Source organism: Companilactobacillus zhachilii, from assembly GCF_003606365.2.
Taxonomy (GTDB): Bacteria; Bacillota; Bacilli; order Lactobacillales; family Lactobacillaceae; genus Companilactobacillus; species Companilactobacillus zhachilii.
Genome location: NZ_CP031933.2, coordinates 1460520 through 1481412, shown reverse-complemented (window position 1 = coordinate 1481412; position 20893 = coordinate 1460520). Strand labels below are relative to the sequence as shown.

Sequence of the window (20893 nt, the reverse complement as noted above, 5' to 3'; positions counted from 1 at the left end):
CATTATTTTTTACTTTCATAAATATTTAGGAGGATTCTTTTATTGTTGGACGAAAAATCACGAAGGGTCTTTAGCTCCAAAGCTTTAAATTATTTTGATGAGTTAACTAAAAATATGAGCTATACAAAGACGGCTCAATTATTAGGAATTACGCAACCTGCATTAACGCAACAAATTAAGAAAATTGAACGTGTTGTCGGAGCACCACTGTTTTATAGTGTCAGCAAAAAAATCTATTTAACTGACGCTGGAACATCATTGCTTAAGGCCACACACCAGATGTTTGACTTAATTAACAATGTGACTGATCGGATTCAACAAGAATCGTCAGAAAAGAGCGGTACAATTAGTATTGGTTTGTTGTCAACGGCGGAATCAATTGTGCTCGAAGATTTTATTGTTGAATATAATCGGATTAATCCTAACGTGGTAATCGATCTAAATCTCTTAACTCGTAAGGAACTCTGGGATAATATTCAAAATAATCAAATTGATTTAGCTATTATGTACTTGCCTGATAAAAATATTAAGAGTTGGAAAATATACAAATCTAAAAAGATTATCAGCGATAATATTATGTTGATTCATAATAATGAGAAAATTAGTAAGAAGAAGTCAGTTGGTTATAAGGATGCTATTAGTAAGCCCTGGGCAACTTACTTAAAGACTTACTATTTCTCAGAACTGATTAGAGAACGTTTCAGGGATGCTTTAATTGATTCACCTGACGTTGTGGCAAGATTTTCTTCACCATACCAACTCTTAAAATTTGCACAGGAATCAGACGACGTTTATACGGTTTTACCGCTAAGTTTTTGCATTGCACATCAATCAATGTTTAAACTTTATCAAACACCACTTGAACCAGCCATATCAAGTGATTTATCATTTGTATATCGAGAGGATAAGGAAAAGATTCCACGTATTCAAGAATTCTTAAATGAATGGGATAATTTCTTAGATAAGGCGGGATATATTGACCGTCTTAAGTCTTCAAGATAAATTTAAAAATTATCAAAGGGGTATTGTACACATGCCAAAGGAAAAAGAATTAGTTTTCGGACACAAAAATCCTGATACAGATGCTGTTTCAGCAGCCATCGCTTATTCATATTTACAAAATCAACTAGGTTACAACACAGAAGCTGTTGCTTTGGGTGAACCAAACCTAGAAACAAAATTTGTTTATGACCATTTCAACGTTAAATATCCACGTATTATTTCCGCTATTAACGGTGAAGTTAAGAAAGTTATGCTAGTTGACCACAACGAAAGACAACAAAGTGTTAGTGACATTGATGATGTTGAAGTAACACACGTCGTTGATCATCACAGAATTGCTAACTTTGAAACAAGCTTGCCATTGTATTACCGTGCAGAACCACTTGGCTGTGTAAGTACAATCATCTGGAAGATGTATCTTGAAGAAGATGTTGAAATTCCTGGCCAAATTGCTGCTATCATGGCTTCATCAATTATTTCTGATACATTGCTATTGAAATCACCTACAACAACTGATGAAGATCGTGCTGCTTTGAAGAGCTTGGCAGAAACTGCTGGTATCGATTACGAATCATATGGTCTTGAAATGTTGAAAGCTGGTACTAACTTAGACAGCAAGTCAACTCAAGAATTAATCGATATGGATGCTAAGAGCTTTGACATGAATGGTACAAGTGTACGTGTAGCCCAAGTTAACACCGTTGATGTTGACGATACCTTGAAACGTGAAAGCGACTTTATCAAAGATATCAAGGCTGAAAATGCCGATAAAGGTTACAACTTGTTTGTTCTCTTGATTACAAATATCCTAACAAGTGATACAACTGGTGTTATTATCGGTGATGCTGCTCCAATCGCTAAGTTTGAAAAGGCACTTAATACTAAAGTTGAAGACAATAAGGCTGCTTTACCTGGTGTCGTATCACGTAAGAAGCAAGTTGTTCCTCCACTAAACGAACAATTTTAATTAAAACAATTATGAAATCACTTTCATATATGTTCTGAAAACAAACCTCCATTTTTTTAAAACTGGAGGTTTATTTTTTTACCTAAATATCGTCAAAAATCACTATTTCTATTGGTCATACTGGGATATGATAGTTCTATGCAATTAAGAATTTTGAGGTTGGTTAATAAAATGCAAAAATAATCGCTGAAAGATGATTAATAAATATTATGCAAATCTTGAAAACGTATTCGTTTTTCTGATATAATATTTGCATTGTCCAAAATTAATTTTACTTTGGGTGAGTTAAATTGATTTAAAATGAGAGTTTTAAAAGGGAGTTTTAGTTAATGAATGCATTAAATCTATTAATTGGTCTTATGCCAATGATTGGATGGGGATTATTCCCGATCTTAACTGGTAAATTTGGTGGAAAACCAGTTAATCAAATTTTGGGAACGACGTATGGTACTTTGATATTTGCCATTATCGTTGCAGTAGTTCGTCAGACACCAATGTTATCTGGTAAGGCATTATTATTTAGTTTCTTGTCAGGTGCTTTTTGGTCAATGGGCCAAATTTTAGTTTTCTATGCTTTTGCTGAAATGGGTGTATCACGAACAATGCCTGTCTCAACCGGATTTCAATTAGTTGGTGCATCACTTTGGAGTGTCTTAGTTCTAGGTGAATGGGCTAGTGGTAAGGCTAAATTAATTGGTTTTTCAGCGATTGTTTTAATTATTTTCGGTGTATGGTTAACAACTTTTAGTGAGAAGAAGTTGCCTAAGGAAGACGGTGGAATGAATGCCGTTAAAGGTGTTTTATTAGTTGCCTGTGCTGAAATTGGTTATCTTGGTTACTCAGCTTTTCCTCAAGGTGTTAAAGTCGATGCTTTTGCCGCTTTCTTACCTCAAGCAATCGGTATGGCCGTGGTAGCATCAGTCTTTGCAGTGGCAACCAAAAATAATCGAGCAAGTAAACCATTTAAGACAAAGAGTTCTTATACTAATATTATTAGTGGTTTGTTCTTTGCTTTTGCCGCTTTAACATATTTAATTTCAGCTAGACCATCAGTAAATGGTTTAGCAACAGGATTCATCCTTTCACAAATGAATGTTGTTCTTGCTACACTTGGTGGAATCTACATTTTACATGAGAAAAAGACTCGCAAAGAAATGGGTTACATCTTAGTAGGATTAGTTTTAGTAGTTATTGCCGGTAGTGTTACGACGTTACTTTAATAACTAAAGGTGGGAATTTAAATATTCCGCCTCCAGGAGCTAGAAAATTAGATTGCTGTGGGGACCGACGAAAGCCAAGGTCTTTCGTCTCGATTTTGAACTTCGAGAAAACCGCTCGAATTTCAAGAGTCGTCCCGTGGTGTAAGCACTAAAGTGCTAACGCCACCTTCACAGCAACCTAATTTTCTGGCTCTTTCCGGCTAGTTTATTCGTTGTTTTGAATAAATCGGAGTATCACATTATATGATTGACTACTTCGTCAATAAAGATTAGAGTACCAAGTTTTAAAGTACATTTTGAAGCTTTCAATCTTCAAATAATAAAAGAAAACCACGTCGGAAAATTATTCCAACGTGGTTTTTTAGTTATATATATCAGAGAGTTTATAATTGGTTTATTTTATTAACTATACAAAATTGGGAGGATATTATTATAAGTAGTATTAATGAGAGAAAATCACATTTTGTGTATATATCTAAGGAGTATATTCGTCAGATGTGTTTTATCTATCTGACGAGTAGAATATAACTCTTTTAGTCTTACTAGTTAAATAATATGCTCTTATTATTTTGCGTAATTTCTTAAAGCAGGTGGTGTATAAGTTTTAATAAATTCACCAATTTCTGATAAAGAATCGCTAAATAGCAAGGTTTTACGGGTTGTTGGTTCCATGAATCCTTTGGCTGTCATTGAGTCAAAGAAACTTGCCAATTCGTCATAATAGTGATCAATATTGTAGAAAATACATGGGTTCTTGCTATCGCCGACAATTGTCCACGAGAAAGCTTCTGAGATTTCCTCTAAAGTACCTGGTCCACCTGGTAAGGCAATGTTAGCAACAGAATCATTGAGCATGGCTTGTTTTCTTTCTGACATATCACTAACGATATCCAACTTGGAAAGGGTAGTGTGTGACAGTTCGCGTTCGGCTAGTTCTTTAGTAATAATGCCGTGAACAAAGCCTTGATTTTCCAAGACGCTATCAGCTACAACGCCCATTAAACCGTAACGTCCGCCACCATATGTTAAACCGTAGTCGTTATTAACGATCCATTGACCTAGTTTTTTAGCACCTAATGCATAAATTTCATCATTACCTGTGGAAGCACCACAGTAAACAGCAATATTCTTCATAGTCTCACTTTCTATATATCAAAATTTGTCTCACGCTTGAGTCGGCGGTAATACATTAATGACGGTGTATCTAAAGCATCCAGTGCTCGTTGTTGGTCAGCACTTAAGTCACGTGTACTGAGCGCTAAAAGGATGAAGGTAGTGTAGAGCTTTTTGGGAGAAAGGTCTAACTTGGTAACTTCACTATCTTTTTTGAGATCTCGATGAATAGCGGGAACCGTCAGCAATGGTGAATTGGCTCCACGATTACGACTTAGGAATAGATTATCATTATTCCAATATGAGCGATATGGTTCAATGTAGGTTTTGTATAAATTTAGAAATTGTTTTTCATCGCTATCAAAGTCCATTTGGTTGAATTTTTTATAAAAGTCAGGGCTTAGAGCATCTTTGTAATTAAAGCCTTTTGCAATGATCAAAATAAGTAAACGTGTATAAATACTCAAATCTTGTTCTAAGTATTGCGGAAGCTTTAAGAAGACTTCTACGGGAAAATCGGACTGCTTGGGTACCGTAACACTATTAACATTTAAAGTAGGTATCTCAGGCGTTTTTTTGACACCAAAGAGGTATTTAAAATAGACGTTTAGATTACTAATGACTTTATTAATGGTACTAGCCGATAATTGGAGATTATCAAGCATGAAGTTTTTAAAAAGCCGCACGTCCATTTCGTGAACGTCTTTAATATCTTCGGAAATTTTATAATCATTGTTATGTTGAATGGTGAAATTAAAAAAGTCAGTTAGTGAGTTCATATACTCAGTGTGGGCTTTTGGGGAAATGTGTCTGGTCTTTAAATAAGCTTCAAATCCAGTTAGATACGGAATTTTAACCATCATTAGGCCTCCTTTATTATTTATTATACCGTTTGTCTATAAATGGGTAAAAAAAGAGCTAGGAACCTTGTCCTAACTCTGATAGTTAATTATTTAACATCGATTGATAAAACATCATCACCGGCTGTAACTGACTTCTCATCAAATGAGCCCATTTCTTTGACGGAGTCGCCATTAGTAATAATTGACATGATAGCATCGTCTTTACTAGCAGCTTTGATTTCTTCTAGATCCATCGTGGCTAACTTTTGTCCAGCTTTGACAGTTTGGCCTTCCTTAACAAAGACTTCAAAAGGTGCTCCCTTTAATTCAACTGTATCAATGCCTAAATGAAGCATAATTTCTAAGCCATGTTTACTTGTAATCATTAAGGCGTGCTTAGTTGGAAAAATCGTTCCAATGACACCACCGATAGGGGCTACAACTTCATTTGCACTAGGTTGAACGGCGTAACCATCACCCATAAGCTTTTGTGAGAACACTGGATCACTAACTTTATCTAAATGTATCAAATCTCCGTTAGCTGGAGCTACAAATTCGTCAACTTTCTTTCGAGAGAACAATCCCATACTTAATCTTCCTCCTTACAATTCTTAGCAACATACTTCAATGACAAATGATTGCTGTGACACTAGAAAAGTTAAAGTAGAGGTGATTAAATAATCCGGTACTTTTCAAGCCAGTCAGTATGAACCAAAAGCAAAAAAAACATTGCTAATGCGCTTACATTTTACGCGTTAATACAATTATAGATAAATTATTATAATTTGCAAGAACTTGTAATCATGGAGAAGAGTTCTATTGCTTAGGATTGTATGCCTATACGATAATCTTGCGGGGTTTGATTGAAGTGCTTTTTAAAGAGCGTGTTATAGTAAGTATCGCTATTAAAACCACTACGGATGGCAATGGTCTTAATTGAATAATTGGTCTCTTGCAAGAGCTTTTGGCTGTGTTGTAAGCGAAGCGTCGTTAAATACTCAGTCGGACTTTGACCAGTGACCTTTTTAAATGTTCGTTGAAGATTAGAGACACTACCGTGACAGTCTTCAGCAATTTTGATTAAAGTCAAAGGTTGTTGGTAATTTAAAGCTAAATAGGTTTGAATTTGTTTTATCCAAAGACTATTTGGTAAATTCTTACCTGTGGGCTGACATCTCTTACAAGGACGGAAGCCAAGGTTTAGAGCCTCATCGATAGTTTTAAAGATAAGTACATTGTTTTTATTAGGCACCTTAGAGTGGCACGAAGGTTTACAAAAAATTTTGGTAGTTTTAACGCCATAGTAAAAAGTTCCGTCTTTAGTTGCATCATTGTTGATAATAGCGGTCCACCGGTTTTTAGTTAAAGGATATTTCATAGACGACCTCGAATTAGAATGCAAGATTTTTAAGTGAAGTTTAGCATATAATAAGGCTACAGAAAAGTTGGTGAAAAACTATGCAAAAAATTTATTATGATATTTTAGAAATTGATCAACATTCTTATGTTATTGGTGCGACGAAAAAAGGTTTAGCTTTTGTAGGGTCAAGGGATGGATCAATAGACGAGATCAAGCAATTTTATGATTGTCAGTTGTTTCATGATCATCAGCAAGTAGCAGTCTATGCTAAGCAATTAGAAGAGTACCTAACCGGTAAGAGACAGGCTTTTAATGTAAATACTGATATTTCTGGAACATCATTTCAAAAAGATGTTTGGCAGGCTCTGGAAAAAATACCTTATGGAGCAGTCACTAATTACACCGAGATAGCTCAAGCAATAGGCCGTCCGAAAGCAAGCAGGGCCGTGGGGAGTGCCATTGGTAAGAATCCGCTGTTAATGGTTATCCCCTGCCATCGAGTTTTGACTAAAGCCGGGCAACTAGGAGGGTACCGTGGTGGGGTAGCTATGAAGAAATCGTTATTGGATTTAGAACGTAAATAATGGAGATTGTGGGATGACTAGTTTTTTGTTGTATTTTTAAGACAAAAACAGTTACGACTCAGTCTCTTTTTTTGATTTATGACGTAATTTAAATTGACTCCCTTTTAAAGGGATGACTAACTAGGAAGTAATTGTTAGCTAATTTGTGATATGCTTTATCTATATATTTTAGACAAATAAGGAGTTTTCACCTTGAAATTAGAGACCATCTTAAAAGAAGAATTTGGTTATGATACTTTTAGACCTGGTCAAAAAGAATTGATCGAGAAGGTTTTAGATGGCAAAAAAGCCATGGGAATTATGCCAACTGGTGGTGGTAAGTCAATTTGTTATCAATTACCAGCGACAGTGCTTCCAGGTCTAACGTTGGTCGTTTCACCATTGATATCATTGATGAAGGATCAAGTCGATAGTTTAAATGAAGTTGGGATTCCAGCAACATTTTTGAATAGTACGGTCGAGTGGCATGATCGAGAAGAACGTATGCGTTATATCGAGAGTGGAGCTGTTAAACTGTTGTTTGTTGCGCCAGAGAAGATTGTTGACGACGAATTTTATAGTTGGTTGTCTGCTTTAGATATATCACTGATTGCAATTGACGAAGCACATGTTTTGTCTTCTTGGGGCCATGACTTTCGTAATAGTTATCTCAAAATGGTTGAACCTTTACAGCAATTACCCGGTGATATCGCTTGGCTAGCTTTAACAGCAACCGCTACTGAGCAAGTGCAGGATGACTTGGCTCACATTTTAGATATTCCTGACGAAAATATTGTCAAAACTGGTTTTGATCGCGATAATCTGGCACTTAAAATTGAGCGTGGGGTCGATAAGCCGCAATACATATTGAACTATGTCAAAGCTCATCTTGACGAATCAGGGATTATTTATGCAGGTCGTAGAGAAGATGTTGATAATATTTATGATTTTCTCAAGGAAAACGACGTCAAAGTAGGACGTTATCATGCCGGTTTAAGTGATAAAGAGCGTCATCAGCAGCAAGAAGACTTCTTGTTTGACCGAATTAACGTGATTGTTGCGACTAATGCTTTCGGTATGGGGATTAATAAGACTAATGTTCGCTATGTGCTACATTTTACGATTCCTGGGACAATAGAAAGTTATTATCAAGAAGTAGGGCGTGCAGGACGTGATGGATTGCCAGCGGAGGCTATCTTGCTTTATACGCCGGCCGACTTAAGACTACATCAGTTCTTCATCGATAAGTCGCTGGGGGATGACCAGTATAAACTTAGTTTAAAGAATAAACTGTTTGAAATGAGTCGCTATGCCGAAACTGAAACTTGTTTGATGAAGTTTATCCTAGATTATTTTGGGGAGAAGGATACTGACGTTTGTGGTCGGTGTTCCAATTGCTTGGATGATCGAGAAGTAGTCGATGTGACGTCAGATGCTCAAAAGGTTTTAAGTTGTGTCGTACGTATGGGACAACGCTATGGTAAGAAGATCACAACTCGTGTTTTAGTTGGTAAAGAAGACGTTGCTAACGATTGGCGGCATTTTGAGAAATTAACAACTTTTGGTATTTTCAAGGATAAAACTTTGAAGGAAACTAGCCGTTTGATCGAATTTTTATCCGCCAATGGATTTCTTGGTAGTAGTGGCGGTGAATATCCAACTTTGATTTTGTCGAAGAAGGGTGCTGACGTTTTGAAAGGCAAAATGAATGTCGCTAAGAGACGTGATCTTAATCGTGTTGCACCTAGTAAGTCAATGGTTGCCGATGGTAGCTTTGATGTTAATTTGTTTGAGAAATTACGCAGTTTGCGGCTTGAATTTGCTCGTAAGCAAGCTCTACCACCATTTATGATCTTTTCAGACAAGACTTTGAAAGATATGTGTGTGCGTATTCCGACTGATAGTCAAGAATTCTTGGCCGTTAGTGGAGTAGGTAAGATGAAGCTCGAGCAGTATGGTGAGAGTTTCCTTGCAGCGATTAAGGATTACCAAGCAAGTCAGAAGAGTAGTGATGAAATAGTCAGTTAAATAATTGACTATTTTTTTATTGTTATTTGCGAAAAAGAGAGTTAAATAGAGTAGGCAAGACAAACGTTGATATGGTGGGATTCGGCTAATAGATATTTGACAAAGGGGGATCAAACCCCGGAAATTTTTGATAAAAAGCAGGTTAGGAGAGTGCTGAGAGGCGCATTCTGCGACAAATAGATGATGGGTTCATGGAGAAAATGAATGAAAATAGTCAATAAATCAACGTGATAGTTTATAATTATTGAATTATTTTGTCTGAAAGCATAAATTAAATAAAATGTTTTACGAAAACATACTTCAAAAAAATAACAGCAAACCATAAACAACCGACCGGAAAAGAGTAAAATCAATCGTGAAACAAACTAAAGCAGGGACCAAATAGAGGGTAAATCAATGAAAAAGGTAGCAATAATTTCGGACATTCATGGCAACTACACTGCCTTTCGCAATGTCGTTTCAGACGCAGAGGCTCAAAACGTATCAGAATATTGGTTTCTTGGCGACCTCTTAATGCCTGGTCCAGGTACGGACTCTATAATGAGACTATTAAATTCTATTAATACCACCCAGATGATTCGTGGTAACTGGGACAACTTCCTTTTCGAGGACATCGTTTCAATTGGTAAAGCCTATATTGACGAACCTCAAACGCCCTATATTATCGAGTTGGTCAAATACGTCTATAATCACCTGAATAACAAGTATCTGGAGCAAATCAAACATTGGCCTATTTCTTCCAAAGTGTCGTTAAATGGCCTAAAAATACTGTTAGCACACAATTATCCTGCTAAAAATTATGGTCATGAGCTATTGCCATATGAAAAACAGCAAAATTTCGATAAATTGCTGTTTGATGAACCTTATGATATAGCCATTTATGGTCATACACATCATCAGTTATTTAGAACTAGCAGCCACGATCAATTAATCATTAATCCTGGTTCAATTGGTCAACCGTATACAGCTTGGTCTAAATTTAGTTCTGACAGACGCGCTCAGTACACGATTTTAACTTTTGATGATACTGGATATGGTGGAATCGACTTTCGTAAAGTATCATATTCAATCAAAGATGAATTAAACTTTGCGGCCGAAAATGATTTACCATTCATTGAATTATATGAGCGGATCTTTTCAGATGGCAAAGCATTCACACATAATGATGTTGCGTTAAATGAAATCATCAACAAATATGATTATCGAACAGATTCATTAAAATATTTAAAAAAAATAGCCCTCTTGGGTAAAAATATTTAGCTTCATATAATATGTATTATGTAACCTTAGATAGATAATTTAAGATTACGACCGTTCCCTAATACTATATTTGATTAAATATCCCTTTTTTGGTTGTTTACAAATTGATAGTTTTTAATGACGTTTATAGATTTATCTTTCAACGAATAACTGATCGTCTTTTAAATAACTCGTTCATAGAATGCGCGTGTCAGCATTAGTAAAATAAGCTCAATTATGTTTGCTGACAATTTGATGTTTGATACTGCAATTTGTTAATGAATTATGTACATCAATAATAATTTAATCGTTCTTAATGAATCTTCTTTGTAATATATAGATGCTAATTTATGATGTACTTTAAGCAATTAATCTGAACTACTAATAATGCAGTTATTATTTAACATTCAAAATTTAGATACATTTTTTGCTGACATTTACAACACTAGCAAAAGTTTTTATCTTTCATACGATAATATATATATAGTTTGACCAAGATAATTATTTAAAATTATACTGATAAACAATGGTCAAAGAAGCCAGTAATTACTTCTTATTACCCTGCTTTCATGTAAAATGAAAAAACAACGGGGGTACAATTTTGAAAAAGAAATTAATCATCAGTAGCATTGCTGCAATATTGTTATTTGTGGCTTCTACAACATATTATAGTAATGTCAAAACATCTAATATTGCTAAAGAACAAGTCATGGCCAATCAAAAAAGGAATTTTATCGACAAAAAAACGGCTGAACAAATTAACCGTAAATTTTATAGTCACCAAAAGATCCAACAAGGATCAGAAATGGCATTTGTAAATTACCCTACTACATTTTCTAAAATGGTTGATTCTGGACAGTTAACAATTATCGGTGAAGTAACCGGCTTGAAGAGCTTTGTTGCTGATAATTTACCTTACACAATTGCAAATATGGGCGTGAAGAAGGTTCTACACGGGGATAATTCGCAGCTTGGTAAAGTTATTCGAGTAATGTTTTTAGGAGGAAATATTTCTCAAAAAGAATTGCTGGCACCTGTGTCCGATAAGAAATTTATGAATATGTCGAACGAAGAAATCACTTCAGATAAAATTGTTACTGTTGAGTATAGTAATAACCGCTTGCCAAAAGCTGGGGACAAGATTGCAATGGTTCTTTCTAAGACTCCAGCAGGTACAAATAATATTCCTGGTGAATTTTGGATGACACACTTTGCAAATAAATCCGTTTTTTTCCAAGATGATGATGGACAATATCGGAGAACTCCCGAGGCAAAATCCATTGGTGGAGGTTCTTCTGGAAAAAACAATTTCTCTCAAAACGATTGGAACCAACAGGATGATGAAAAAATGAATGACGGAATGAATAAACTGATTCTCAGTCAAAAATAAAGATGTTTTGAAGGTCATGGGATTATTTTATGGCCATTGTTGATGATTGGATGTATGTAGGTCTCTAATAAAACTAATGATTAGTAATAAAATCGACCAAAGACACGATATTAACCAAATAAATATCATTTGCGTTCCCCAGCCCATGACTAAACTTAGTATTGCTACAATCAAATTGAATTTCCGAAAGGCCGTAACTATTTGATAGTTAAAAAACATTGATCCAATTATTTGGAAGTGAAATAAGATTTCAAAAAATATGTGAACGATTCTCATCAGTCTCTCGCCCCTTTTGTTCTTGGTCGAATTGTGATAGTGCGAACTGTTTGGTTATTAAAGTTTAGCAAATGAATAGAATTAAGAATATGAAATATTTAGGATTGTGTGTAAAATTTTCTTTACAAAATATTAGTTAACATAACAGCGCAAAAGGCTAGCTATCTTTTTGGATTTATACCAGAAGATAGCTAGCCTCTTTAATTTTAAATAATATGTTACTTTTAGTTTTTCATCGAACGACGTTGAAATAATTTTACTATTTCGACAATCACAATCATCAATAAACCGGCTCCTAAAACAGTTAACCATTGTACTAGATTCAATTCTGAGACATGGAATAGACTGTTGAAACCTGGAATAACGATTGTAGCTGCAACCATGATGAATGAAGCTGCAACACCGATATTGAACATTTTATTTTTGAATGGATGTATTTTGAAGATTGATTGATACGTCGATTTAACATTGAAAGCGTGGAATAGTTGGATCAAAGCCAAAGTTGCGTAGGCCATTGTTAAAGCATCCGCATGAATGGCAGCATTTCCTGTATGAACCGGGAATGTTAGGGCAAGAGCGTAGACTCCTAAGGTGATTAAGCCTTCTAAAATACCTTGGTAGACGATAGCTGAACCGATTCCACCACTAAGGAAGCTTGATTTACGACCACGAGGTTTACGTTTCATAATATCTGGTTCCGTTGGTTCAACCCCTAACGCAATTGCGGGAAAGGTATCAGTTGCCAAGTTGATCCATAGTAATTGAACGGGTAGTAAAATGTCCCAACCCAGCAGTGTCATCATGAACAATGTTAAGACTTCACCTAAATTGGCTGACAGTAAATATTGAATTGATTTTTGAATATTGGAAAAGACTTTACGTCCCTCTTCAACAGCAACAATAATTGTAGCAAAGTTATCATCGGCTAGGACCATGTCAGAGGCACCTTTGGAAACTTCAGTACCAGTAATTCCCATACCGATACCAATATCGGCTGATTTTAGAGCTGGAGCATCATTAACACCGTCACCAGTCATGGCAACAACTTTGCCCTTCTTTTGCCAGGCATTAACGATTCTCACCTTATGTTCTGGTGAAACACGAGCATAAACGGAGTAGTTCTTTACCTTTTTGGCAAATTCCTGATCACTCATTTGGTCTAATTGAGCACCAGTAATGACCGCAGCATCGTCACCCTGTTCAATAATTCCTAGGCGAGCGGAAATGGCTTCGGCAGTATCCTGATGGTCACCAGTAATCATTAATGGACGTATACCGGCTGATTTAGCATCAGCAACAGCTTTAGCGGCTTCAGGACGTTCAGGGTCAATCATACCTACTAAGCCAGCGAAGATTAAATCGTGTTCGACCGTGTCTGAATTAATCTCTGTTGGTAAATTATCAATAATTTTATATCCCATTGCTAATACACGTAAAGCTTGGGTGGCCATGAATTTATTTTGTTTCAAAATGGTAGCATTATCGTCATCCGTAAATGGTTTAACTTCATCTTGACTGGCTTGAATTTCGGAAACTCGTTGTAAAAGCATATCTGGAGCACCTTTTACAGCAACAAGATATTTACCATTACTCAATTGATGAATCGTGGACATTAATTTTCTTTCAGAATCGAACGGAACCTCAGCCACACGGGGTTCTTTTTTGAGTTCGTCAGTAATCTGGTAATTGTGGTCAAAACCAAATTGAATCAAGGCAGTTTCAGTTGGATCACCGACTAAATTACCATCAGCTTGAATTTTAGTATCGTTGCTAAATGTCATAACTTGTAAAACTTTATCTGAACCTGTAATGTCAGCTCCAGCGTCTTGTAAGTGATCGTATTGATAAACTTTTTCAACGGTCATTTTATTTTGCGTTAAAGTGCCAGTTTTATCAGAGGCAACAATGTCTGTACTACCAAGTGTTTCAACGGCAGGTAATTTCCGAACCAGTGCCTTTCTTTTTGCCATTCTAGTTGTACCTAAAGCTAAAATAATTGTAACAATGGCTGGTAAACCTTCGGGGATTGCTGCAACTGCCAAGGAAATTGCCACTAGCAGCATATCGATAACTAGTTCATTCATGGGAAGACCTGAAGGATTGTTGAAAATACCAACACCAAAAATTACGGCTGCGATAATTAAAATGAGCCATGTTAAAGTCTTACCTAAAGAGTTCAAGTTATCTTGTAATGGCGTACTACTATCTTCGGCACGATTGATCATACCAGCAATATGACCAACTTCCGTCTGCATACCAGTTCCAACGACCACACCAACACCACGGCCATATGTTACATTACTGTTCATATAAGCCATATTTTTGCGGTCACCTAAGGCAATATCTTCATCAGCCAAAACAGTAATATCTTTTTCAACTGGAACTGATTCACCGGTTAAAGCTGATTCTTCAATCTTCATTGAAGCTGAATCGAGTAGCCGAATATCGGCCGGAACAATGTCACCAGCCTCTAAAAGAACGATATCACCTGGAACCAGTTGTTCACTACTAACGGTTGCTAGTTGGTTAGCACGTTTAACGTGAGCTTCTGGTGTCGACATTTCTTTTAGAGCATCAATAGCTTCCTCTGCTTTTGATTCTTGAAAGACACCAAAGACCGCATTAATAATAACAACGGCTAAAATCAATGCTGCGTCAGCCCATTCTTTTGCGACAACACCAGAAATGAATGCGGCAACCAGCAAGACAATAATCATGAAGTCTTTGAATTGATTGAAAAATTTCTGAAGTAAAGTTTGCTTTTTACCTTGGGCTAAAGCATTGGGACCGTATTGTTTTAATCGATCCTGGACTTCCTTTTCAGATAGCCCCTCCTCACTCGTATTGAACTGCTTCAATAAAGTATTTTTATTGATGGCATAATAACGGGTCGTACTGTTTTGTTCTTTCAAAATAATCCTCCTCGCTTTTTCCTCAGGGATAAAAAAAGACTTGCACGCAAAATAGCGTACAAGTCTCACTAATTAAGACAAAACCAGACCGAAGTCTTGCTGACGATTTTGTCACAGGTAACTGTTTCTGCAAGTTACTCCCTTGTGTTGAAATCAGTATAAATGATATTTGATTAGAAAGCAATCGATTTCATTGGTTAATTTTTGCTCGCTTTTTTCTTATTAAAAGCAAAAATAAAATAATTAATGAGATGAATTCTATTAAAATAATAAATAGATAGAATTTGTTGATTTCAATAGGTTGATTTGTTGATACGTTCATTAACATTTTTAATAAAACACCGGTATATATGAAGTCAGATATTTTCTCAAAGGCTCCATTCGAAGTTCCGATTTGTGGTATTAGAGTCAGAAATAAAATTGTGTAAGTAATCAGGTATGATGTATTGGATATTTTTTTCGATGATACTCCTATTAATAGGCCAATTATTAGACTTATTATGGTTAAAATCATTGTTATAAACATATAAATAATATAAAAATATGGTGTCATTTGAACACCACTTAGCAGAGGCAAAATTATATTTATTCCCATTATTATTAAAAAAGCTGGTATTAACGGTGTAAATAAATATTCAATCGAGATTTTTAATTGATTCTTTTCTTTTTCCTGTGCAATGGGAATGCTTATCATCATTATGGCTGACATAATTGAATTAAAGAAAACTGTCATCGATAAAATGAATTGCCCCTTTTGCCCATTGAATGCCGCATTAGATAAAGTAAATTGCAGTAAAATACTAAAAATAATGGCTATTATCGACCCCGTACCCAAGTAGAAATCCTTGAGTAATAATTTAAATCTCAAAAGAAATAAATTTTTAAATTTATCAACACTCATAGTAAGATCTTCTTTCTCTTCAAATAAATAATTTTTAATAGCTAAATCATTTTTCACGAAGAACTTACCACAAATAAAAAATATTAAATTACGATAATTGAAAATTTACAGTCTTTTTACATTGTAGTCAATCTTAACAATAAATTCATAAATTAAGTCTAATGGTTCATGTCGAAACAGGATTTAGATTTCATTCCAATCAAAAACTTGTCCTCAATTGACCTATAAACTTTATTTAAATGTCCTCATCCATCACATAAAGTGTTCGTTGAATTGTTTTTTTACTTTTTGAGATTCAGGATTACAGTTTGTGAGCAACCTCTAGATTCCGCTATTTCCATTAATAAATAATAGTAAATAAGCGAAGAGTACTTAATACACTATCAATCAATTCGACGATTAGCACGGTGTATATCAAATCCGAAATGTCAAAAAATATAAGCTGCAAATCATTGATATTGACTTCAAATGAATCTATACTACCTTTAATCTTTTTAATCTCCCATTCATTATTTTGTAAATTATAGAAGATGATTAAAATGAATAAGAAGGCAGATTTTATAATTAGAGTGTTATTTTTGATTATGCTTATTATGGAATTGTATTTCATTTTTATTCAAGGAAAATACGAGATACCTTTTAATGGAATGTTTCTGCTACTGATTGTTGAATACAACTACATTAAAAGGAAAAATCATAAAAATGAATTTTAATTAAGTGTAAGGATGTCTTGTAGTGCATTACTGATTAAACTTGTAACAATAGACAACCACCGTTGTCCTTTTACGGTCGGTTGTCTATTTATTTGCCTGATTAACATCATTACTAGTTTTAACGTGAGTGGCAACTTAAATAATTAATTTTCAATATGGCATTGCTTTACAAGATCAATAGCAGAATTACATGTCTCTTCAAAAGTAATATTTTTTGCATAGTAATTACTATTTCTATACTTATTCCAACCATCTTTTAGACTTAAAGAGATCATGTTTGATTCAATTATATTTTGTAACTTTCCAATAAGTGAACTCGTACCACGCTCATCCATAGTCTTTATTATTGCTGCTTTCAAAACACCGAAATCAATATCCTGCTTATTATATTTATCAAACATGTAAACGTCATAGTAATCCTTTAACCTTGTGTTTAATTCCTGTCTTGATACAATCGTTTCAATTTTTTCAGATAATATTGATTCGATGTTATAGGCCATTATCATTACAGATTGATTATTAAAAATCATATGATGTCGATATTCAATTTGTCCAGGCGTAATTATATCTCCTGTGGATACATCTATTTTTGTTTCAACCCTACTTGTATATATTTTTCCCTCAATATGAACTCTGAATCCAGAATACTCTGCCTTTTCACGTATATCTTCTATTTTTTAACGGTTAAAGTAATATCGCTGTCCTTATTCATACTACATATTTCATTGAATACTTTGCTTATTTGGCCTTTTGATACATCGATACCTTTTACCGAAGTATCAATATCTCTTGTCGACCTAGTATCAACTCCCAATAAAGAGGCAATCAAAAAACCACCTTTTAAAATAAGATTATCCCTATAAGCTGATTTTGATATACGTTCGACTAATTCGTCTAGTAGTACTTCTTGCATTAAAAGTTGTGGAGTTATGTGATCATGACGGGCCCTGTTTCTTATCTTTGCTTTAAACTGTTGACCGTTTGTAAAGCTAAGTTTCATAATAGAACCTCCATATATGCTTGAATTTTACTCTGAACATTTAATTTCTTTGCATATTCGCTTAGTAATCCCAGATTTTTTGATTTCATTTTAATGTATGAATTCAAAGCTTGATTTATTGTTTCTGAATCCGAAGGATTTCTAGTTTGAACAATATCACATAACGTACGTTCTATATTATATGTTTTGATCAAATGTTGGTCAGGACTCATAATTTCTTCAATACCCATGGAATAATATGGGTCTATTTGACGATGAACTTTAATAGGATATTTTTTTAAAGCGATTGAATTGTAATTTGATGGGAAATTCATTTCGTATGTATCAGGAGTTCTATCAATCATTCCATGGAGAAATAATGAAGTATCCTTATAAAAAATTCCTTTTTTGAATCTATATTGTATAGCGAACATATCATCTCCAAAAATTTGGGGGTCAATATATACTCCTCGTCCAAGTCTTTCCAGACGTCCATTCTTAACTAATCTTGTTAAAGTAATTGAGGGTATCTTTAAATGCTTAGCATCTTCTGAAGTAAGTTGACCGTTGTTTCTTTTTAAAAAATTATTAATTATTTTTTCAGTCATATGAAACACCTACCTATCTATGTTCTTTACATACCTAATTCTATCACACTTTTGTGTATGAAAAGAACAAAAGCGATTTGACTTCGTGGTTTAATTTATATGGTCTGAGAGACGACTTCTATGAACAATAGATTTACACTTGGCCGTTCAAGAAACGAACCTGGCCATAGAATTAACATTCGACAAAATGGATAATTTTTTTCAAAAACAGGGGCTATTTGTAAGAAATAACCCCCGCAATATGTTGACGTATCAGGCTCTAAAATTTACAATATATTGGCAGGGTCTATTTATTTAATAAACCAAAAAATAGTCCCCATAAAGGAGGGCCTATGAAACAGCTAGTTTTACCTATAAAAGATACGAATGTCCTCAATGAAGTTAAAAATACGCTCCTCAGGAACTTTAAATACGGTCGTCGAAACTACACCATTTTTCAAACTGGTAAAGCAACACTCTTACGAGTTTCAGACGTGATGTCATTAAAGTATCGTGACGTTTTTGATGATTATGATGACTTGCGAAAAAATGCATATATTCACGATAAAAAAACTGGCAAACCGAATACATTGTATTTGCGTCCAATTAAACGTGATCTGCTACTTTATCAAGAATGGCGTTTAGAAAATCACGTTCAATCGGAATGGCTCTTTCCTTCTATGGAACGTCCTGAACGTCATGTATCAGAAAAACAGTTTTATAAAATAATGGCCAAAACGGGTGATTTGTTGAGCATTAATTATTTAGGCACACATACGATGCGGAAAACCGGTGCCTATCGCGTGTATATTCAATCAAATTATAATATTGCCTTGGTTATGCGGTTACTAAACCATAGTAGTCAGCAAATGACTTTGGCATACTTGGGATTGGATCAAGAGTCTCGTGAACAAATGTTAGATCAAGTGGATTTTGGGTAAAAAAATAAGCCGTCTCTTTCAGAGAGAAGGCTTATTTATATTTAACGGATTAATTTTGAACTAATTGGTTTTGTTGAATCCAAGCGTTAGTACTAATACGGTACATTTTAACTCCAGTTAATGGATTAACGGCACGTCTATCAACGATCCATTTACTATTAGGGCTGACTGTTTGACCAGTATAGTGACCATTATTATCATAGATTCTTGCCTCAGTAGTAGCTGTAACACTAGCTCCGGCTAAGAATGAAGCCCATGGTAAAGCATCATTTGCTGAAACAAAGCCGTTCGTACTTACGTGGTAGAAATAGTTACCATTGATAACTGCAATCATATCGGAGATCCAATCACTGTTTGGTGATAGAGCTAAATCCGTTCGTTTATTACCATAGCGGTCATAAAGTGGTGTGATTGCATTCTTTGTTGAAACCCCACCACGAAGATCAGCAGTTACATAGTTATCTCGACTTGCATAATCGGCATTTGTCTTAGAAGCATCAGCAATATCGTACTTTGAAACGTTAGCATAATCATTATTGTTAGTTAAGAAATATGCATAAACATCGCTTGGATCATATTTACTATATGAAGCTTGGTCATTCCCCATTTCTTGTGAGAAATAAACCATACCATTATTGCTAATACTCAAACCAATACCAACGTAATTGATATATGGGTTTAGCATATTCTTACGATGGCCAAAGTTAGGTTCTGAATCATATAGTTCACTATAAAATTCATGTGTAATCTTTTGAGCAATTACAGTTGGGTCAGTTGATCCAATCATTGAAAATGGCATTTGAGCGATATTCTCTTCAGCTGTTAGGTTATATGGAGCCATATTTGCTGAATTCCAGCCAGCATGGTTATCAACGCCACCAGTACTGATGAATGAGTCAGTTCTAATTTGAGCATAGTTATTTAAAACACCAACTGATGTTAATGCTTGCAAACCATTTTGAGCTCGAAGACGATTTAACTCTGATAACATTGCCATTTTAACTGAAGCAACATCAATATTCTTATAACTGGCCTGTGTTACGGCAGTATTAGCTGTGTCATTGGAACTGTTGTCAGATGAAGTAGAAGGATTCACCGTCTTATTGGGGTCGACACTGTCGTTTGTTGCGGTGGTGATATCAGAATCACTCGCATTATTTGTCGTTGTTACCGTTGAAGTATTAGTGTTGGCGCTTGCAGTTGTATCAGCAAAAACAATATTTCCGCCTAAACTGGTAGCAAGAAGTGCACTTGCAGCTACTAAGATAGCTGCTCTCTTAGTTTTAGAAAACATGATACTACTCCCCTTTTCGATGTGAAAATAATAATTACGTATATTTTAACTCAATGGATGTATTAATAAAGAACTATTTATAATAATCATTTTATATTATTTCGGTAAATTAAGGAAACATTCCACTACCAAAATTATAACTTTCTTTTGCGGAGTTTGGAATAGATTTTTACACTGGTACTGTAAAATCAGTCATATTGGCAATATCTCTTCACGATAGAACTTGGTTAATTGCCGTCTCTGGGTACAAGAAATATTGGCGCTGTGGGGACCGACCTGAGCCAAGGTCTCAGGTCTCGATTTTGAACTTCGCAAAGTACGCGAATTTCAAAACTCGTCCCGTGGTGTAATGGCTAAAGCCATAACGCCACTTGCACTGCAGCCAATATTTCTTGCACCCAGAGACTAATACATTTGTTATTTTTTTATATGACGTAAATAACTAATAATGTTATGCCAAGAAAAAATATCTAACCCTTTTTATATTCGCTTATATAACCAAAGTTGAGAAAGAACTATAAAGCTATTATTATCTTTAAACATGAAACAAAGCTTAGTTTTCCCCG

General features: G+C 35.0%; 18 protein-coding genes. 8 read left to right on the top strand and 10 right to left on the bottom strand.

Annotation, left to right across the window (positions count from 1 at the left end; translation table 11 throughout):
- The first annotated feature begins 45 nt into the window (after positions 1 to 45).
- From D1B17_RS06725 to rbsU, 3 genes are all read left to right on the top strand, one after another.
- Positions 46 to 1002 carry a LysR family transcriptional regulator gene (locus tag D1B17_RS06725; RefSeq protein WP_420868411.1) on the top strand — a complete coding sequence of 319 codons (957 nt, stop codon included), beginning with the start codon at positions 46 to 48 and terminating at the stop codon, positions 1000 to 1002.
- 31 nt (positions 1003 to 1033) lie between these two features.
- Positions 1034 to 1969, top strand: a complete 936-nt coding sequence (locus D1B17_RS06720; RefSeq protein ID WP_120142423.1) for a manganese-dependent inorganic pyrophosphatase — start codon at positions 1034 to 1036, stop codon at positions 1967 to 1969.
- A 329-nt stretch (positions 1970 to 2298) separates the two neighbouring features.
- On the top strand, positions 2299 to 3189 hold the full coding sequence (rbsU, locus tag D1B17_RS06715; protein WP_120142424.1) for a ribose/proton symporter RbsU: 891 nt from the start codon (positions 2299 to 2301) through the stop codon (positions 3187 to 3189).
- Positions 3190 to 3753: 564 nt separating this feature from the next.
- Here rbsU and D1B17_RS06710 read toward each other — a convergent pair.
- The 4 genes from D1B17_RS06710 to D1B17_RS06695 form a co-directional block, all read right to left on the bottom strand.
- A complete protein-coding gene (locus D1B17_RS06710; protein WP_120142425.1) occupies positions 3754 to 4323 on the bottom strand; it encodes an LOG family protein in 570 nt (189 codons plus the stop codon).
- An 11-nt stretch (positions 4324 to 4334) separates the two neighbouring features.
- On the bottom strand, positions 4335 to 5165 hold the full coding sequence (locus D1B17_RS06705) for a phage integrase N-terminal SAM-like domain-containing protein (RefSeq protein ID WP_237389314.1): 831 nt from the start codon (positions 5163 to 5165) through the stop codon (positions 4335 to 4337).
- A gap of 86 nt (positions 5166 to 5251) precedes the next feature.
- Entirely contained in the window at positions 5252 to 5731 is a 480-nt protein-coding gene (locus D1B17_RS06700; RefSeq protein WP_120142427.1) for a PTS sugar transporter subunit IIA, read from the bottom strand.
- Between the two features lie 236 nt (positions 5732 to 5967).
- Complete coding sequence (locus tag D1B17_RS06695; RefSeq protein WP_120142428.1) at positions 5968 to 6522, bottom strand: bifunctional transcriptional activator/DNA repair enzyme AdaA; 555 nt, start codon at positions 6520 to 6522, stop codon at positions 5968 to 5970.
- Positions 6523 to 6602: 80 nt separating this feature from the next.
- Here D1B17_RS06695 and D1B17_RS06690 point away from each other — a divergent pair, with 80 nt between their 5' ends.
- From D1B17_RS06690 to D1B17_RS06675, 4 genes are all read left to right on the top strand, one after another.
- Complete coding sequence (locus tag D1B17_RS06690; RefSeq protein ID WP_120142429.1) at positions 6603 to 7088, top strand: methylated-DNA--[protein]-cysteine S-methyltransferase; 486 nt, start codon at positions 6603 to 6605, stop codon at positions 7086 to 7088.
- A gap of 192 nt (positions 7089 to 7280) precedes the next feature.
- Positions 7281 to 9095 carry a DNA helicase RecQ gene (gene recQ / locus D1B17_RS06685; RefSeq protein WP_120142430.1) on the top strand — a complete coding sequence of 605 codons (1815 nt, stop codon included), beginning with the start codon at positions 7281 to 7283 and terminating at the stop codon, positions 9093 to 9095.
- A 396-nt stretch (positions 9096 to 9491) separates the two neighbouring features.
- Positions 9492 to 10355 (top strand): metallophosphoesterase family protein, encoded by an 864-nt coding sequence (locus D1B17_RS06680; protein WP_120142431.1) that lies wholly within the window; start codon positions 9492 to 9494, stop codon positions 10353 to 10355.
- A gap of 580 nt (positions 10356 to 10935) precedes the next feature.
- The gene (locus tag D1B17_RS06675; protein WP_120142432.1) at positions 10936 to 11724 is read left to right on the top strand and encodes a hypothetical protein; all 789 of its coding nucleotides are present in this window, start codon (positions 10936 to 10938) and stop codon (positions 11722 to 11724) included.
- 500 nt (positions 11725 to 12224) lie between these two features.
- Here the strand turns inward: D1B17_RS06675 and D1B17_RS06670 are convergent, their stop codons facing one another.
- The 5 genes from D1B17_RS06670 to D1B17_RS06655 all read right to left on the bottom strand — a co-directional run bounded on the left by D1B17_RS06670 (position 12225) and on the right by D1B17_RS06655 (position 18113).
- A complete protein-coding gene (locus tag D1B17_RS06670; RefSeq protein ID WP_205880144.1) occupies positions 12225 to 14912 on the bottom strand; it encodes a cation-translocating P-type ATPase in 2688 nt (895 codons plus the stop codon).
- 190 nt (positions 14913 to 15102) lie between these two features.
- On the bottom strand, positions 15103 to 15870 hold the full coding sequence (locus tag D1B17_RS06665) for a hypothetical protein (RefSeq protein WP_120142434.1): 768 nt from the start codon (positions 15868 to 15870) through the stop codon (positions 15103 to 15105).
- 799 nt (positions 15871 to 16669) lie between these two features.
- The gene (locus tag D1B17_RS12900; protein WP_276606963.1) at positions 16670 to 17140 is read right to left on the bottom strand and encodes a nucleotidyl transferase AbiEii/AbiGii toxin family protein; all 471 of its coding nucleotides are present in this window, start codon (positions 17138 to 17140) and stop codon (positions 16670 to 16672) included.
- Positions 17141 to 17196: 56 nt separating this feature from the next.
- Positions 17197 to 17526: a nucleotidyl transferase AbiEii/AbiGii toxin family protein gene (locus D1B17_RS12895; protein ID WP_276606933.1), complete on the bottom strand. Its 330-nt coding sequence runs from the start codon at positions 17524 to 17526 to the stop codon at positions 17197 to 17199.
- On the bottom strand, positions 17523 to 18113 hold the full coding sequence (locus D1B17_RS06655) for a type IV toxin-antitoxin system AbiEi family antitoxin domain-containing protein (RefSeq protein WP_120142435.1): 591 nt from the start codon (positions 18111 to 18113) through the stop codon (positions 17523 to 17525). The genes D1B17_RS12895 and D1B17_RS06655 overlap by 4 nt, the downstream gene beginning before the upstream one ends.
- 332 nt (positions 18114 to 18445) lie before the next feature.
- Between D1B17_RS06655 and D1B17_RS06650 the strand changes: the two genes are divergently transcribed.
- A complete protein-coding gene (locus D1B17_RS06650; protein WP_120142436.1) occupies positions 18446 to 19033 on the top strand; it encodes a site-specific integrase in 588 nt (195 codons plus the stop codon).
- A gap of 49 nt (positions 19034 to 19082) precedes the next feature.
- Here D1B17_RS06650 and D1B17_RS06645 read toward each other — a convergent pair whose 3' ends face one another.
- Complete coding sequence (locus tag D1B17_RS06645) at positions 19083 to 20327, bottom strand: CAP domain-containing protein (RefSeq protein WP_120142437.1); 1245 nt, start codon at positions 20325 to 20327, stop codon at positions 19083 to 19085.
- Positions 20328 to 20893: the final 566 nt, after the last annotated feature.

What these genes read in the sequence shown, in the direction of transcription:
- D1B17_RS06720 (WP_120142423.1), top strand. Translation starts at nt 1,034, where the DNA reads ATGCCAAAGGAAAAAGAATTAGTTTTCGGACACAAAAATCCTGATACA.
- rbsU (WP_120142424.1), top strand. Translation starts at nt 2,299, where the DNA reads ATGAATGCATTAAATCTATTAATTGGTCTTATGCCAATGATTGGATGG.
- D1B17_RS06710 (WP_120142425.1), bottom strand. Translation starts at nt 4,323, where the DNA reads ATGAAGAATATTGCTGTTTACTGTGGTGCTTCCACAGGTAATGATGAA.
- D1B17_RS06705 (WP_237389314.1), bottom strand. Translation starts at nt 5,165, where the DNA reads ATGATGGTTAAAATTCCGTATCTAACTGGATTTGAAGCTTATTTAAAG.
- D1B17_RS06700 (WP_120142427.1), bottom strand. Translation starts at nt 5,731, where the DNA reads ATGGGATTGTTCTCTCGAAAGAAAGTTGACGAATTTGTAGCTCCAGCT.
- D1B17_RS06695 (WP_120142428.1), bottom strand. Translation starts at nt 6,522, where the DNA reads ATGAAATATCCTTTAACTAAAAACCGGTGGACCGCTATTATCAACAAT.
- D1B17_RS06690 (WP_120142429.1), top strand. Translation starts at nt 6,603, where the DNA reads ATGCAAAAAATTTATTATGATATTTTAGAAATTGATCAACATTCTTAT.
- D1B17_RS06680 (WP_120142431.1), top strand. Translation starts at nt 9,492, where the DNA reads ATGAAAAAGGTAGCAATAATTTCGGACATTCATGGCAACTACACTGCC.
- D1B17_RS12895 (WP_276606933.1), bottom strand. Translation starts at nt 17,526, where the DNA reads ATGAAACTTAGCTTTACAAACGGTCAACAGTTTAAAGCAAAGATAAGA.
- D1B17_RS06655 (WP_120142435.1), bottom strand. Translation starts at nt 18,113, where the DNA reads ATGACTGAAAAAATAATTAATAATTTTTTAAAAAGAAACAACGGTCAA.
- D1B17_RS06650 (WP_120142436.1), top strand. Translation starts at nt 18,446, where the DNA reads ATGAAACAGCTAGTTTTACCTATAAAAGATACGAATGTCCTCAATGAA.
- D1B17_RS06645 (WP_120142437.1), bottom strand. Translation starts at nt 20,327, where the DNA reads ATGTTTTCTAAAACTAAGAGAGCAGCTATCTTAGTAGCTGCAAGTGCA.